Genomic DNA, 16,511 nt, shown 5'->3' on the forward strand with positions numbered 1-16,511 from the left:
ATAGATTATTCAAATTTACTGGGTATTATCTTGATCTTGACATTCTTTAGATTTATCTAATAATTTCTGCAAACTTTTGTAATAAACTCTGATTTTGCTAACCTCCGGTAAATTATCAATTATTTCTTTGATTTTTCAAAAAACATTTTGAATAGAAGCAGCAATAGAACCCACTTCGACAAATTCTTTTATTTTTCATTTTCTACCATAATATGTACTATAAAAAAAGCAAAAAAGAATACTTAGGCTAGGAATAATAAGAGATGGCAAATAAGCAAAAGTTCTTTTTTTTAAAAAAAGACAAATCTTTTTAAAATTAGAGTCAATTAGATTTTTGACTTCTTGTGATTTATTTTGATCTTCTAAATACTTTTCCATAGCCACATTTTCCTGATATCTAAATTTATTAAGATTTTGGTTAACTTTATTTTGGAGCTGATAAGCAAAAAAGCTCGAAATAGCAATAACCAGCGAAAAGAATATGAAAAAATAGACAGAAAAAACAGTTGGATAAAGATCACCTAGAAATATTAAAGTAAATATTATATTTGTTAGAGCAACAAAAATTCTGTTAGGGACTAGAATAAAAAGTGGAATAAACAATTCTATTTCACTCAAAAAATCATTTAATATTTTTCTTCTCTCTTTAACTTCAAAAGAAAGTTTACGCATAGAATTACTAAACGCTAGTTTTCGTGAATAATTATAGCATAATTGTAAAGAATAATTTTTTAGATATTCACAAACTAAAGCGGTTGGCAGATTACCAATAAAAATACAAAAAAAAGAACACAAAAGTAACTCTTCTCTCGAGTTAATAGAAATAGTTTTGAATAAAAGATAATGAGGATAATGTGTCTTTTTATAACTTCAAAGTTTCAAACCCCCAACAGTGGCTTGATAGTAAAAAAACGAAGAAATGAAAGCAAGGGAGTATCAGACAATTAATTTGCTGCGAATTTTTTTTAACAGTAAACGGTAAAGGGAGAAACGCTTCTTTTTAATCATGCTGAGTTTAGTATGCCAAATTTAATAATTTTCTTACATGTCTTGATCTGTGTTAGAGATCTTATTTCTCTTTTTAAAAGTTCTTCTTTCTTCTTTTTGTCTTCTTTCTTCTTTTTGTTCGCTAACAAGTAATATCGTGAGATATTTTTTCAACTCTTTTTTATAATTTTCTAAACTTAAACTGATCTTATTTCTTATGCTACTCAACTTTTCCAAACTGAGAGGTTCTGTATTCTTTACCAGGCCTATTTTCAGGCCAATTCGATAAAAAAATCCTTGATTTTCTTCATGATGTTTAACATTATTTCCGGGAACCAATTCTAATTCTCTTTGTTTTTCTCTCACTTTATTTAACTTTGTTACTAACTTTGTTATCATTTCTTGAATTTTAGTAACTATTCTTCTTGAATTTTCGATCTCTTCTTCATTTTTCTTTTTTTCTTCGGCTTTTGACTCTTCTCATTTTTTGTACTCCTTACAATAATCTAACAAACATTCCTGCGAACAAAATTCTGCCTCATCATCAACCTCAATTTCTAATATCTGCTGTTGTGTTTCTTCTAATTTGTAACCGTTTTTTGTGCCTGCATCACAAAAATAACAATAACCTGCTTTAGAAATTTTTTCTTGTCAAGAAACAACAGAAGTTATATCATTTTTTTTTTTTTGTCGCGAAACAAATTCCTTTTCTTCTCTAAATTTTTCTATCAATTCGTTATATTCACTAATCAGAGATTCCTTTTCTTTGTTAAGGACAGATTCGTTTTCAGAAAAGTGAACAACATTTAATTTGTTTAATTCTTGATTTAGCTCTTCGTTGTTTTTTTTAATAAGGGATAGTAGTTGTTCTCAGACTATTTCTTTTTTATGACAGCTAAGCGTAGTTTTTGACAAGGAAAAAGCATAAAGGTTGACTTGTCCTTTTAACGTTGAATATTCTTTTCCGTATTGTTTTAATTTCTCTCTGATCGACTGAATTGTAGAATAGTTCATATATATAAATTTTATTTTATACTAAAGCTAAAAAAATGTAAAAGTCATTACTTATCTGCAATATTTTTGTTTTTTTCAACGAAATCATGATTTGGGTCTCAATTAGCTTTTTTTTGAATATCTTTTAGCACTTCTTCAACCATCGAAGTAATTTTCCTAGGCAACTTTACTTGTAATCAAATGTATAGATCACCACGATCCTTTTCATCATTGATTTTTACGTAACAACCATGGTTTTTTAAGATTAAGCAATCGTTATTTTGAGTTCCTGGGATGATTTTAACTTTTTTTATTCCTTCTAAAGTAATCACTTCGACATTATTCCCTAAAATAGCGTCCAAAAAAGAAATAGGCAAATTAACATGAATGTCATAACCTTCACGCCTGAAGTAAGAATTTTTGTTAACTTCTAGATTTACATAAATATCTCCCTTCCTTCCTCCATGCAGCCCTTCGTTACCTATTCCTTGGTAACGGTACTTTTTTTTCGGTTGAATACCTCGAGGTATATTCAATTCAACTACTTCCCTTTGCAACACAAATTTGCTTCCTCTACAATGAACACATTTTTTTTTGATTACTTTTTTTTTACCTCGGCAATGTGAACAAGTAGTTTGTGTGCGGACTATTCCAAAAATTGTTTTTTGAATAGTATTGACCACACCTATTCCTTTACAGGTTGGGCATTCATAAATGTCTTTTGATGAATAAGCACCGGTTTGATTACAATCTTTACAACGTTTTTTTAGATTCAATGGTACTTTTTTTTTAGTTCCTAATATTGATTCTTTAAAAGTTAAAGTTATTTCAACTAAAATATCATCTCCATCTTGAGACTGGTTTTTATCTTCTCTTGAATAACTGTGATCATTATAACTGTCTTGGTTTCCGAAGACAGAATCCATAAAATCCTTAAAAAATGACTCTCCTTGATCAAATATATCACTTGAAAAAGTCTCTCTATTATAAAAATTTTGTCCAGAACTTTCTGTCGTTCCATACTGATCATAATGCTGACGTTTTTTCGAGTTGCCTAAAACTTCGTACGCCTCATTAATTTCTTGCATTTTTTTCTCCGCCTCTGCTTTTTTTTCAGGAGAATCATGCATATCTGGATGTCATTTTAAAGTTAATTTGTTATATGCAGATTTAATTTCTTCTTCAGAAACGTTTTCTGACACTCCAAGAGTATCATAATATTTTTTTTTTCTAGTCATTTAATAAGGAAGATTGGTTATTAAATTTATTTTTTATCCTTGTCCTCGGGTTCAACATCAAGCACTTCTTCTTCATTACCACCAGAGGCATAGCCTTCGTCGTCTTTCTTTTCCTCTTTTCCCATTTTTCTTTCTAGTTCATTAGCAATGTTAATCATTTCTTCTACTTTGTTCAGTTTACTTTTAATATCTTGGTAGTTCTTTTCTTCAGCATTAACAGCTTCTTTTAGTTCTTTATACATCTCTTCAAATTTTTTAAATCCTTCGTCACCTTCATTGAAATTTTTATGCTCCTTGAAATCTTTTATTTGCTTTTCAAATCCGTAACAAAAGCTTTGCGCTTTGTCGTATATTTCTCAGTTGGCTTTGTCTTCTTCATCTTTTTCTTTATTTTCTTCGGCTTCTTTAATCATTCTTTGGATTTCTTCACTGCTTAAGTTTTGGCTATCTTTAATAGTAAGTTTTTCTTGCTTACCAGTTTTTTTATCTTTGGCAAAAACACTGACTATTCCATTAACATCAATATCAAATGTAACTTCGATTTGGGGAATTCCTTTTGGAGCCGGCTCAATATTGCTTAACTCAAAATATCCCAATAATTTATTATCTTCAGCTTTTGGTCTCTCTCCTTGAAAAATCCTAATGCTAACACTTTTTTGATTATCCTCTGCGGTAGAATAGGTTTTTGTCACTTTAGTTGGAATACTCTGATTACGAGGAATTACAGGATCCATCCTTCCTCCTTGAATCTCAATTCCTAAAGAAAGCGAAGTGACATTTACAAGAACCACCTTTTTATCAAATCCACCCGATAATATTGCTCCTTGAACAGCAGCTCCAATAGCTACTACTTCGTCTGGATTTACTGATTTGTTGATTTTAGCTTTGCCAAATTTTTTTTCTATTTCTTTTTCAATTGCTGGTATTCGGGTTGAACCTCCAACCAAAATCACTTGATCAATTCTCTCCACTGACTTTTCTTTAGCTCTTTTGATAGCCTCATCAACCTCTTTCATAGTTTCCTTAATGTAATTGCTAATTAATTCAACAAAAGTAGAGCGAGTAAGTTCTACTTCTACATGAGGTGATTCACCACCTTTTGCTGGAATAATATAAGGAAGAAGAATTTTAGTTTTTAAGTTTTGCGAAAGATCTTTTTTGGCCCCCTCGCTAACTTCTTTCAACCGTTGCTTTATTATCCTTCTTTCCTCTGTGGTTTCACCTTCGTTCAATAGATTAATTCCTCTATTTTTTTTTACTTCTTCAACTACATACTCAACTATTTTTTTATCAAAATTATCACCTCCTAAAGTGTTAATTCCAGCAGTAGAAATAGCTTTAAAAACATTCCCTTCTGCAGCTTTAGAAATTTGGAGGATAGAAACATCAAAAGTACCTCCACCTAGATCATAAACCAACACATTTTGTTCTACTTCTTCAACTGTCTTATCTAAGCCATATGCTAAGGCTGCTGCAGTCGGCTCATCGATAATCCTTTCAACATTTAACCCAGCGATTGTTCCAGCGTCTATAGTAGCTTGTCGTTGGTTATCATCAAAGTAGGCTGGCACAGTGATTACTACCCGAGTAATTTTTTCTCCTAAAGTGTTTTCTGCACAATCTACTAAATAACGTAAAATCTTAGCTGAGATGTTTTCTGGAGAATATCCTTTTCCATTTAGATTTTTCTCAACTTTTTTCCCCATTTCTCTCTTAATAGAAGAGATAGTTTCAGGATTTATCTCGATTTGCCTTTTTGCCAAATTACCCACTAATATTCTTTTTTCTCCTTTATCATAACACACCACTGAAGGAGTAGTACGAAACCCTTCAGAATTTTCTAAAACTCTTGGTTGTTCTTTTTCAAAAATTGCAGTACAAGAATTTGTTGTACCTAAATCAATACCTATAATTTTTTCGTTCATATGTTTTTATGTATATATTTTATTTATGTTAATTATAATTTTATTTATGTTAATTATATATTGTTAAGTCTGTATATTTTTTTTAAGTTTTTAAGTCTTTTAAGGTTTTTTACCTTTTTTGCTAACTTTTACTCTTGCCGGTCGAAGAACTTGATCTTCCAGTAAATAGCCTTTTTCTAAAACTTCGATAACTGTCCCTTTTGGTAAGTCGTTATTTTCTACTTCTTCTGCTAATTCGTGAAGACGACTGCTTCATGAAGTTTCTCCAATTTTAATTTCAATTTCTTTTACTCCCTTGCTTTTTAATTTTTTTCATAATATATCTGCCATCATTTCAATTCCTTGCAAATGGTTTTTTACTTTATCTTTCTGACTAGCACGCATAGTTTTTATTGCTTTTTCTTCTAAATCAATAAAAAAATCAATAAAAAAAGCAATAAGATTTTTATTATTATATCTTAACTGTTGTTGAAAATTTTTACGTATATTTTCTGAATTTGCTTCTAGTAGTAAATTATGTTTTTTTAAGCTAGCATTTTCTTCTTCGAGTTTTTTTAACTTTTCACTTTTGTCTTCTTGCTGAACAAATTCTTTTGAATCTTTATCTTTAGAGACTTCTCGAGTGTTTTCTTCTTCGAGTTTTTTTTGTTCTTTTTTTGTATTTTTACTCATATTAATTTTTATTATTTATCATTTTATTACTTTTTTTTTTTAAAGCTTAACTTTAGAAACTTTTTTCTTACTGCTTGCTATATTCTTGTTTCTAACAAAGATAGGGTAGTGATTTTTATTTCATCAGTTTTTTCTTCTGTGTCTATTAAATAACTGCCACCGGTACGGAGAAATTTGAAAACAATTCCTCTCCCTATTAAAGAACCGATTTTTTTCTCTATATAATGCTTAACAGAACGAGCTCCATGCTCTATAGAATAAGATTCTTGCAAAATTTTTTTTAATACTTTTTCATTATATTTTAATTTAATATTTTTTTCTTGTTCAACTCGACTGACAAATTCTTCTAGTTCCTTAGCAACAATCTCATAAACGACTGTTTTGTTCAAGGAGTCAAAGAAGACCACTTCGTCCAGGCGGTTGAGAAATTCTGGACGAAAATGGTTTTTTACCTCAAATTCTAATTCTTCTTGTAATCCATTTTCTTTTTTTCCTTCAAGATACAGCTCTGAACCTAAATTAGTGGTCATTATAATAATTGTGTTGCGAAAATTTATTTCTTTACCATTAGCTAAAGTAAGAAGACCATTATCTAATATTTGCAAAAGAATATTAACAACTTCGAGGTCAGCTTTTTCTATCTCATCAAAAAGAACCACGCTGTGCATTTTCTCACGAATAATTTCTAATCGTGGCTTGTTCTCATGACCAATATATCCCGGTGGAGAGCCAATCAATTTGCTAATAGAATGTGGTTCAGAGAACTCGGTCATATCTAAACGAATAAGATTTTTTTTTTGGTCAAAAAGTTGTTCAGCGATAGTTAGAGCTACTAATGTCTTTCCTACTCCTGTAGGACCAACAAAAAGAAAAGAAGCTAATGGCCGAATAGGATCTTGAATCTTTGTTCAAGCCCTAAATATAGCGTCGCTGACTACCTGCAAAGCTTTATCTTGACCTTTCACTTTTTCTTGAAGAGTTGCAGTAAGAAAAAAAAGTTTCTCTCATTCATCAATTAAGTTTTTTTCTATTGACAAATCACATTTTATAGCAATTGTTTTCAGAATTTCTCTCCTATCTATAAAATATTTCCTTAATACATTATTACTAGCTTCTTCTTCTAATTTTTTGATTCCTTCTTTCAACATAGGAATTGTAAAATGTCTTATTTTAGATGCTTTAACAAGATCAAATTCTTTTTTACTAGCTGAAGTAAAATTAGCCATTTCTTCTTCTGTTCTGGCCAACTTTTTTTTTGTTAAACTTAGTTTTTGGATGACCATGTTTTCTTGATCATTTTGTTTTACTAATTTTTCCAGTTTCTTTTTCTGATCTTTAATTTCTTGCTGAAGAATAATCTCTTTTGCTTTATTTTTGGTCGCAGTTAAATTCATCTCTAATTCTCTTAACTTCTGATATTCTTTCTTAATTACTGCGGGCTCACGCCACATTTCACTTCTTACCCGACCACAAGTTTCATCCAGCAAGTCAATAGCCTTATCTGGCAAGTAAGTAGTAGTCAAATAACGCTGAGAAAGTTTCACGGCTGCTACTAACGCCTCATCACAAATTTTTAATTCATAATAAATCTCAAAATAATTACGAATACCATGTAAAATTCGCAGTGTCTCATCCAAACTTGGCTCGTTCACTAATATATTACTAAAACGACGTGTTAAGGCTCTATCCTTCTCGATATATTTACGGTATTCTTCCTGAGTAGTTGCTCCAATACATTGGATGTCACCCCGCGAAAGCATTGGTTTTAATAAATTAGCAATATTAAGAACCTCTTGATCACCTCTATCCCCTACGATCATGTGAATTTCGTCAATAAAGAGAATAGCATTATTTTCTGGCTGAGCCATGAAATTTAAAATAGCTTTTAGTCTTTCTTCTAATTCTCCTTGAAATTTGGTTCCGGCTCTTAGAGACATCATGTCGAGTTGATAAACGGTTTTGCCTTTTAAATAATCAGGTACTCGTTCTTGCTTAATTCTTTGAACTAAGCCTTCTACTATTGCCGTTTTTCCTACCCCTGGATGGCCAACCAACAAGGGTTTGTTTTTCATCATTCGCGACAAAATACAAATTAGTTGTTCAATCTCCTCCTCACGTCCAATTACTGCTAACTCATTAATTTTTTCTTTTTTGTTGAGATTTTCAGTAAATTTTTCAATAATTTCTCTTTTTTTTTCTTGATTCATGAAAACAAACTGATGGACTATTACTCTTTTTTACATTCTCGTATTTTGAAAAAAAGCTGATGCAAAAGTAACTATTGTAACTACTAGAAAAATGATATTAATCACTAACCTTCAAAAATTTTCTCTTTCTTCCCGTCGGTGAGCGCATTCGATACATAGTGAAAAACTTCTACTCTTGTTTTGCCAGTTACCAGTACCTAATCCCAAGCCTCACTTGCTATAACCGCCTCCTGTTATATTTCCTCCTCCTTCTTTTTGTTTAACAGCTTCAGCTTCGGGAATTAATTTTTTACAATCGTAACATTTTGCTTGCATTTTTTCTTTTTTTTTATATGTTTAACATAAATATTTCTAAAATTTTTAAAATCGTGTAAAAATATTTTTGGGGTGAATAGTGAGAATTGAACTCACAATTCTAGTTCCACAAACTAGCGTGATAACCACTTCACCATATTCACCAACAATGGAGCGAATAACGGGAATCGAACCCGTGCTATCAGGACGGCAGCCTTGATTTCTACCACTAAATTATATTCGCATATTTGTTATCATTATTTATTATGTTATATTGTACTTCTTAATTATATTTCTTATTTTATGATTTTCTTTTTCTATTAGCTTTGTTTTTATTTTCTTTTAACTTCTCCTCTATTAAAGTCCGATTTGCTTCATTAAGATCTTTTGGGATCTAATTACCAGTCATTTTTTAGAACGTAAAGAAAGGATAAAAAAAAGTAAGCCTAATAAGAACAAAAAAAATAAATATCTTTAGAGATAGTTTATAATTCTTCGCAGCTTTTACTAGTGTCGTTTTTTGAAAAAAAATTACTCTGTGTTATGCTATCCTAAAACTCGAAACTATTGTAAGAATTTTTCCACTTCGTAATCAATAAGTTTTTGGCATATTTCTTCTAATTCTCCTTCTATAATAAAATTAAGTTTTTTTCAACTCATTCTTAGACGGTCATCAGTCAAGCGATTTTGTTGTTCATTATAAGTACGAATAGCTTCGGAACGGTCCGCCTTTCCAATCATAGAGGAGCGTGTGTTTCTTGCTTTTGTTTCTTCCTCCCGCCGGTATTTATCCTGGATTCGGCTTTCCAAGACTAGACGAGCCTGTTTTTCATTTTCTTGCTGTCTGCGATCACTCCGGCAAGAAGCAGTAATTCCAGTTGGTATATGAGTAAGCGTAACCGCTGAGGCAGTTTTGTTAGCATGTTGCCCACCTGGCCCGCCTGAACCATAAAATTCTCTTTTAACATCTTTATCCTGAATTAGTATTTTTCTATCTTGGGATTCGGGCAAAACTACCACACTAGCGGTCGAAGTGTGTACCCTCCCGCTTTTTTCCGTGCGGGGAACTCTCTGAACTCGGTGAACCCCAGCCTCGTTTTTTAATCAAGAAAAAGCATTTTTGCCTCTTACCCAAAAGGATACAAATTTGGAATTACCCTTGCTGTCTACCTCATTTTCAATTTCTTCGAATTCTCACCCATTTTTTTTCCCCATTTTTTTTACAAACTTTTCATACATGCCATAAAGGTCGCGAACAAAAAGCCCTGCTTCTTCTCCTCCCGCACCAGGACGAATTTCCACAATAACATTTTGCTTAACTCCCCCCTCTTCAATTAATTCCTCTTTAATTTTATTAATTATTCGCTCTTTTTGCTTTTCTAGATTTTTAATTTCTGCCAGCATTCAAACTTGCTCCTCTTTGCTTAATTCCGGGACTAGTTCTTGGTAATCTTTTTGAGTTTGCTCTAACTTTTCATACTCTTTTTTGCTAGAGAGCAATAAATTCTTTTTTTTTTTGTCACTCACTTTTAGTGGACTTGTTTCTCTGTCTAACTCTAATTTTTCTAAATAAATGATGATTTTTTTGACCAGTTCATTTTTATATATCATTGATCTATCATTTCTTAGATCAATTATTTTTTTTTCTAACTTCTTATTCATAAATTTAAGCAGTTCTTGCCTTATTTTAAACGTATTTTACTATTATATAGGAACTAGCTTTTAACCAAGTTTTTTCTTTCGTTGATTTTAATAAATATTTTCTTTCAAAGCAACCAGAAATATAATCAATCTAGATCTATTAATATGAGACTATGATAAAAATAATTTAAAAGATGAGAGAGTAGTAATAAATAATACTAAGAGTTTTCCTGATATTTATAATTTTTACTTTCTTTATTTTTTCTAAACAAGAAGTAAGCTATAATTCCTACACTAAATGCTACCAATGTAATTAAAGTTGCGTAAAAACCTTTGTTGCTATTACTATCTGTTTGCTGTGCTTGATAAATTACTTCGGTTTCGTTATCTAACTCGATGTCTAAATCATCCTCATTAATTTCATTAGCAAAAGAGAGGTCAGCATGTTTATTTCCTCCTTTGTTGGGAGAAAAACAAATCGGAATCATAGTTAAGGCTTTACCAGTTTTATTCACGGTAGTACACTCTTTTTTTTCATGGTAGGCTAAATCAGCTCGGGCTTGTTTTTTAGCTGCTTCTCAACCAATGATCTTTTTATCTAAACAAACTTTACCCCAACATAATTTACAAGTATAAAAAGGACTGCCCTTTTTTCTTCTTCTTTCTTCTCAGGCACTTTGTTTTAGTTTTCTTTGGTTGGCTCGGTCATTCTTTTTTGGGCAATTGCTTTCATGAACTTTTAATTTTTGTTCAACTTTTTGCTTGGCTGGTAAGAACCTTAATGATTTGTCATAATTAAAGGTTTGAGGACAATAGCGACAAGTTTTTTGTCGATTATAATCTGAAGTTCTTCTTTGTTCTCAATTATTATAAGTAGTTTCTCGGCCTTCTTTTTGACGAAGAGTTAATTTTTTGTAGTCAGAGCCGTATTTACTACTAACCCTTTTAAATTCTTCATTACTATTTAAACAAACATGATTATAAATTATCTTATCACCATATTTATTACTTTGTTGAATATGATATTTTGCCTTGGGAGCTGTAATATAGTCATCAGGAGGCAAGTCAGGAACACATTTTTTACAGCTTTTGCTAGTATGAGCATTGTTTCAACTTATTCTATCTTTTCCCTCTTGGAAGTTTTTAATATACTTTTTGAGGTTGGCTTTAGCTTTAATTTCCCAATTTCCTAATTCAGATAAAAATTTATCCAATCCAATTCTTTTGGCTTTTTCAGTTATTTCTTCCTCTTTCTTTTTATTTCAGCAATTTACACAATATCATTTAGTAATATCAGGTTTGCCAAATTCAGAAATAGTTTTACACTTATTGTTGTCTTTATTAGCTCCACATCCAACACATTTTGTTAGTTGTCCGTGGACTTGTAATAAATGGTTTTTCAGGGCTTGACGAGCTTTTTTCTCGGCTTCGATATAACTTAAACTTTTATCGAAAACAAACTCACTTTCGCAAATTGTACAACTAAAAGAGATATTTTTTTTGGCACAATTCTCACAGGCTTTATTTTCAAAAACAGACACTAAATTAGGAAAATATTTTTTACAATAGAAGCATTGTTTTTTATCTTCAAGTCTAAATTGACCTTGCTTAGCTTTGAGTTGAGTTAGAAGATTATCGTAACTCCTGCTCTTAATCACTCTACTTTCATCATAGCTTTCTATGCTAATTTCTGATTCTTTTGGCAAACTGCTTAGTTCGGTTGCTGTATTTATTTTAGTTAGTAAACTGTTGGCTCTAATTAAATTCGTTTTGTCGATTTTAAAAGCATCAACAACTTCTATAGAAGAAGTATACTGTTTTTCTTTAACGATAGCTTGAGTACCATTTCAAAAAAAATCCTCGCTTAATCATCCGTTTTGCAAAACTTGTAGAGCTGTAGCGAAAGGAATTCAGTAAGTATAACTATTTGTGTTTGTAGAGGGTCTTTTCGTGGTTGGTTTTCGATAAGCTAAAATTTTATCTTCGGATAAATCAGATAAATTTTTAGGTAGAGCATTTTTAAAGCTTTCAATTCAGATCTTTTTGGCTTCTAGAGCATTAGTATTATTGTTTTTTGATAATAATTCAGATTTTAGTTTTGACAATCTTCTAGCGAAATTTGATTCGAGTAGTTCTGAATCTAAATCTTCTTCTTTTTCATATTCAGGAACTTCTAGATCAAATAATCGTCTTTCTTCATTTTCTAAATTACTAACATCTATTCCTTGTTTTTCTAGATCTTTTTTGAGTTCTTTTACGAAAGACTGATTTATTTTTGCTATTTTTATTGAATTATTTCCTCCTCTTAATGAAACAAAATCAATAATCACTCTGGTTACTTTGCTGCAAAGATCTTCAACTCCGCTTTTTGTAGTAGCTTTTTCTATTTCCTTTTTATATTCAAAATTAGTTTCATTTTCGACTTCTTTCTTAAATTTTGTTTCATTAAAATCTGTTCTTAGTTTGTTATCATAAATCAAACCATTTATATATTCTATTCATTGTCTTTTTTCTTCTTCGTTAATACTATCTTTATCTTTATCTTTATCTTTATCTTTATCTTTATCTTTATCTTTATCTTTATCTTTATCTTTATCTTTATCTTTATCTTTATCTTTATCTTTATCTTTATCTTTATCTTTATCTTTATCTTTATCTTTATCTTTATCTTTATCTTTATCTTTATCTTTATCTTTATCTTTATCTTTAGAAGTTGCGAAATCCCTTAAATTACTTAAACAAGAATCTATTTCTTCTTTTTTATCTTCTAGAATATTCTGAATAATTATATTAAATTTGTAATTACTATTATCATTTTTTGTTTTATCGAGATAGTCTGTAAATTCTTTTAAAGAATCACTAGCGTCTTCAGGTTGGTAATGACTAGTATAACCTATAATATTTTTGAAACTGCTTTTGGGTTTACCTTTGGCAACATTATTATAATTAATCAATTGTTTATTCAACTTATCCAGTAAATTACTCTTTACTTTTCTGCTTTGATCGATCCTTTTTCTTATTATCTTTATTATCGGTAAATTTTCAAAATCGCTGGGTCTTAATTCACGAAAATCTTTACCTTTCTTTAATTCAAACATTGTGTCTACTAAAATGCTATTATTATTTTTTCAAAAATTTTCTCCTTTGCTATCATCTAACTCTATTTCTAATAAGGGAATTCTTTTCTCGAGATCTTTCAAATATTTTTTATCTTTCTTTGTGACTTCATCGACAACTAACTCTATTTCTTTATATTCACAGTCTCTTAAACAATCTTTAACTAATTTATCTATTAAAAGAGTAAGTTCTTTTTTTTCTTCAGCAGCATTTGAAATTAAACTAAAGAGTAGTTCGGCTTTAAAGACAGCTTTGCTAATTTTTGCTTCTTTTATTTCTTCATCAATTATTTGCTGAACTGCTTTATCTGCTGATTTAATTGTTCCTCTATTAGATCTTCTAATTAATTTGTATCTGAAGTCTCCTGAAAACTTTAATACTTCGGATTCAGTAATTTGTTCTTTTTCTAGTTGAATCTTTATAAAATTAACGATTTTATTAAATCAATAATCACTAATTTTTATTTCATGAGGTTCATCACGATCAATAGAATTTTTCATTACTTCCATTTCATGTCTCATTCTTTTTTCGCTATCTGATAGAACTTCACTAGCTTCATTAATGTTTTCAATTTCTAGTTCATCATCATTTAGAATTGTTTTTATCATTCTTTCTTTTTCATGAATTTCATCTTTTGTAAATTTTTTTGCTAACTCAGGGGCTTTTGTATTTATTAATTCTTTTGATAGTTTATTTTTATCGTTGTGTTTAAAAAGGCTCAATGTTCTTTTACTTTTTTCGACTAATTTCTTAAATTCTTCTTCAGGAAGGTTTTTTTCTCTTTCTGTAATAGCAAGCGCATAGTAAAAGTCTCTAATTTTTTTTTTTTCATACGTTTGGTATTTTTCATCAAATCCAAATTTAAACCTTCTCATAACACCCCTTATATTTCTATTTTTTAATATTGGAATATCTTGATTCAGAACAATTTTTTCTTCTTTAATCTCTTTATTCCAGCATATATTACAATAACTTCATTTTTGATGAGTTTCTTTTTCAATAACTAGATTATAAACATCTCCAAATGATAATTTTGCTTCACAATCAGAACAGCGGTTAATTTGTGCTTCTAGTAACTCAATTAACAGATCTTCTAATTCATTTTTGTTTTCTAGAGTTTCTTTTTCCTCAAGTTTTTTACTAACAATGTCTATTTCATTTTTTATTTTATCTAGTGTCATTGTTTCTGTTTTGTAAGTTTCTTTAGGATAAATAAGTCTTTTTGTATTAATCATTAGTTTTGCAAATCTTTTATAATAAATATTATTCTTTTTAGTTATATGAATTAATTTTACTGGCTGGTATGAAAATATATTTATATTCTTTTTGCTATTCCTTGCTTTTTACTTTATTCAACAGGCTTTCTAATCAGCATGAGACTTATAAATTCATTGCCCATTTTCCTTTATTACCTCATTTTTTTCGGTAAAAATGAACTCAATTTCTCGGTATTTTTGAGGAACTACTAATGGCAATTGATTTAAAGGAACAATCGGCATTATTTTTTGGTAGTAAATTATTTGGTTTTCTTTCACACACTTATAAAAAGCCTTTACTTTATCAGGGTAAATTGTAAAAGTAATTCAGTGATTATCAGGAACTAAAATAAAGCCTTTGGCTCCGTATTCAGTAGTAAATTGGCTTTGAGGATTATCTATTGAATAAGAACATTCTCCCTTTACTTTCCATAAAAGGTTGTTTAGATAGTTGTATTTAAAATGGTTCATAATACTTTATGAAGAGACAAACTTCTTAAAATCTTAAAGACTATCGTGACTAGTAATTGTTGAATAGTAGTTAATTAGGTTTCTTCGTAGTAGAGAGAGGTAGTAAAAATCCTCCAAAAACTATGAGAGGCAATTGATTTATCTCTCCTGATTCAGCAATTTTGACTACTATTATAGTTTATTACTAATTTTTGTTCTTGAAGAGTGTTCTCACTACTTTTAACTACATAAAAATAAAAGTTTTTCAGTCATTGCTATTGACAACAGGCATATTTTTATTTGCTAATTTTATTTCTTTTATTAGATTATATAAGTTGGATTACATATGAACAAAACAAGAAAAACTATATGAATAATATTAAAGAGCGGGATTAATTTCGAACCTTGTAATACTATTTTTTTGTTTATCAAAAAAAACAAAATTAAGCTTGTGATTGTCAATCAAAGCGGTGTCAGTATTATTTTTTAATATTCAAGCGCTATTTTATTAATGACAAAAAACGGGGGTGATGCTGACTTCCTGTAAAGATATGAAAGAGTATAATTAAAAAGATTTTTTCCTTAACTTGAATTTATTTATTAAAATATTACGTTCTAACTTCTTCTAAGAAAAAGTTTATAATAGCATCCAAGAGGGATTTGACTTAATAATGCTAAAAAGAATATGAGAAAATGACATTGCTAACAATAAGAAATTTTTGATTTTCTATTTTTAGCAAATTCTAGAATTTAACAAAGAATGTTCGCCGTCCACTAAAAAAATTTTTGTAATTTTTCCAATTCAAATAAAAAACTCTCGTCATTTACTTCGCAGTTAGAATCTTGTGAAATTTCCTTTGTGGATATAGATGGTAAAAAATCAATGTAAGGAAAAGAAATAAAACCATCATTATCAGATTGAACAACATCAAAATTATGTGATGTCGAAGCTAGTGGTGAGTACGGTATGTTTTCAACATGAGTAGAAAAAGTAGGAGGTAGCGTTTTCAAATTTTTTACTTTTTGTTTGTTTTTTTTTTGGGGACTATATTTATAGCTAGGATTATTTTTTTTATGTTCTTCATCGAATGATTTAGCTAATTTTTTGTATCTTTCTTTTACTTCAAATGACTCGTTTCTCCACAACTTTGCAATTTCTTTTGATATCTGTTGATTAGTAATCAATCTAACTTCTAGTAGATCTCTGAATAAAGCCGCTTTATCTTTTCGATAAAGAATAAATGCATTAGGAGGTCTAGGAATATGATTTTTTTTTTCCTTTTGCAACTTTTTAATGAATTGTATATCGTTTAGTGTACTAAATGGTAAAATGGATAATGTAGATATGAGCGACGAACACAAAGGACAAATAAACATTTTTTTATTTGATAAATTACTAATCTCAGTCATTTCTAACGCCAAAGGTTGTGATGATAATACTCATATTAGAAAAAAAGATATAAACCATGTCTTTTTAAATAATTAGTTTCTACTAATTATTCATCTTAGAGAACAAAAGAAATAATAATAAGTTTGTTTGATTATGAAACAATTTAATTTATCATCCAAATTAAATTGATTGTTTTTTTGTTTCAAATTTACTGATTTGTATTGTCTATTCGATCCTTGAATTTTTGAAATAACAACGATTTTAAAACTTGGGATTATAAAGAGTACACAAATAGAAAATTTTCAAAGGTGTAGTTCTTTGATTTCCAATAGTATATTTAA

Annotated in this window: 12 protein-coding genes and 2 tRNA genes; 1 reads left to right on the forward strand and 13 read right to left on the reverse strand. The window is 29.6% G+C overall.

Features of this window, described 5'->3' with window-relative positions; genetic code table 4:
• Nucleotides 1-15: 15 nt before the first annotated feature.
• The 13 genes from GvMRE_RS11315 to GvMRE_RS11375 form a co-directional block, all read right to left on the reverse strand.
• Nucleotides 16-1,008 (reverse strand): hypothetical protein, encoded by a 993-nt coding sequence (locus tag GvMRE_RS11315; protein ID WP_147411354.1) that lies wholly within the window; start codon nt 1,006-1,008, stop codon nt 16-18.
• A gap of 33 nt (nt 1,009-1,041) precedes the next feature.
• A complete protein-coding gene (locus tag GvMRE_RS11320; RefSeq protein ID WP_147411355.1) occupies nt 1,042-2,001 on the reverse strand; it encodes a hypothetical protein in 960 nt (319 codons plus the stop codon).
• Nucleotides 2,002-2,048: 47 nt separating this feature from the next.
• Nucleotides 2,049-3,218: a DnaJ C-terminal domain-containing protein gene (locus GvMRE_RS11325; protein ID WP_147411356.1), complete on the reverse strand. Its 1,170-nt coding sequence runs from the start codon at nt 3,216-3,218 to the stop codon at nt 2,049-2,051.
• 26 nt (nt 3,219-3,244) lie between these two features.
• Nucleotides 3,245-5,143: a molecular chaperone DnaK gene (dnaK, locus tag GvMRE_RS11330; protein WP_147411357.1), complete on the reverse strand. Its 1,899-nt coding sequence runs from the start codon at nt 5,141-5,143 to the stop codon at nt 3,245-3,247.
• A 99-nt stretch (nt 5,144-5,242) separates the two neighbouring features.
• The gene (locus GvMRE_RS11335) at nt 5,243-5,815 is read right to left on the reverse strand and encodes a nucleotide exchange factor GrpE (RefSeq protein WP_147411358.1); all 573 of its coding nucleotides are present in this window, start codon (nt 5,813-5,815) and stop codon (nt 5,243-5,245) included.
• Between the two features lie 77 nt (nt 5,816-5,892).
• Nucleotides 5,893-8,022 (reverse strand): AAA family ATPase, encoded by a 2,130-nt coding sequence (locus GvMRE_RS11340; protein ID WP_147411359.1) that lies wholly within the window; start codon nt 8,020-8,022, stop codon nt 5,893-5,895.
• Between the two features lie 30 nt (nt 8,023-8,052).
• Nucleotides 8,053-8,337 carry a hypothetical protein gene (locus GvMRE_RS11345; protein WP_147411360.1) on the reverse strand — a complete coding sequence of 95 codons (285 nt, stop codon included), beginning with the start codon at nt 8,335-8,337 and terminating at the stop codon, nt 8,053-8,055.
• A gap of 68 nt (nt 8,338-8,405) precedes the next feature.
• Nucleotides 8,406-8,480: transfer RNA gene (locus tag GvMRE_RS11350), tRNA-His, on the reverse strand.
• A gap of 6 nt (nt 8,481-8,486) precedes the next feature.
• Nucleotides 8,487-8,560, reverse strand: a tRNA-Gly gene (locus GvMRE_RS11355).
• A gap of 320 nt (nt 8,561-8,880) precedes the next feature.
• Complete coding sequence (locus tag GvMRE_RS11360) at nt 8,881-9,978, reverse strand: PCRF domain-containing protein (RefSeq protein WP_147411361.1); 1,098 nt, start codon at nt 9,976-9,978, stop codon at nt 8,881-8,883.
• Nucleotides 9,979-10,175: 197 nt separating this feature from the next.
• Nucleotides 10,176-14,309 (reverse strand): hypothetical protein, encoded by a 4,134-nt coding sequence (locus GvMRE_RS14160; protein ID WP_147411362.1) that lies wholly within the window; start codon nt 14,307-14,309, stop codon nt 10,176-10,178.
• A 129-nt stretch (nt 14,310-14,438) separates the two neighbouring features.
• Nucleotides 14,439-14,801, reverse strand: a complete 363-nt coding sequence (locus GvMRE_RS11370; RefSeq protein WP_147411363.1) for a hypothetical protein — start codon at nt 14,799-14,801, stop codon at nt 14,439-14,441.
• Between the two features lie 753 nt (nt 14,802-15,554).
• Nucleotides 15,555-16,067: an HMG-box domain-containing protein gene (locus GvMRE_RS11375; RefSeq protein ID WP_172575395.1), complete on the reverse strand. Its 513-nt coding sequence runs from the start codon at nt 16,065-16,067 to the stop codon at nt 15,555-15,557.
• Between the two features lie 43 nt (nt 16,068-16,110).
• Here GvMRE_RS11375 and GvMRE_RS13990 point away from each other — a divergent pair, with 43 nt between their 5' ends.
• A complete protein-coding gene (locus GvMRE_RS13990; RefSeq protein ID WP_172575396.1) occupies nt 16,111-16,266 on the forward strand; it encodes a hypothetical protein in 156 nt (51 codons plus the stop codon).
• Nucleotides 16,267-16,511: the final 245 nt, after the last annotated feature.

The organism is endosymbiont GvMRE of Glomus versiforme (assembly GCF_003546845.1).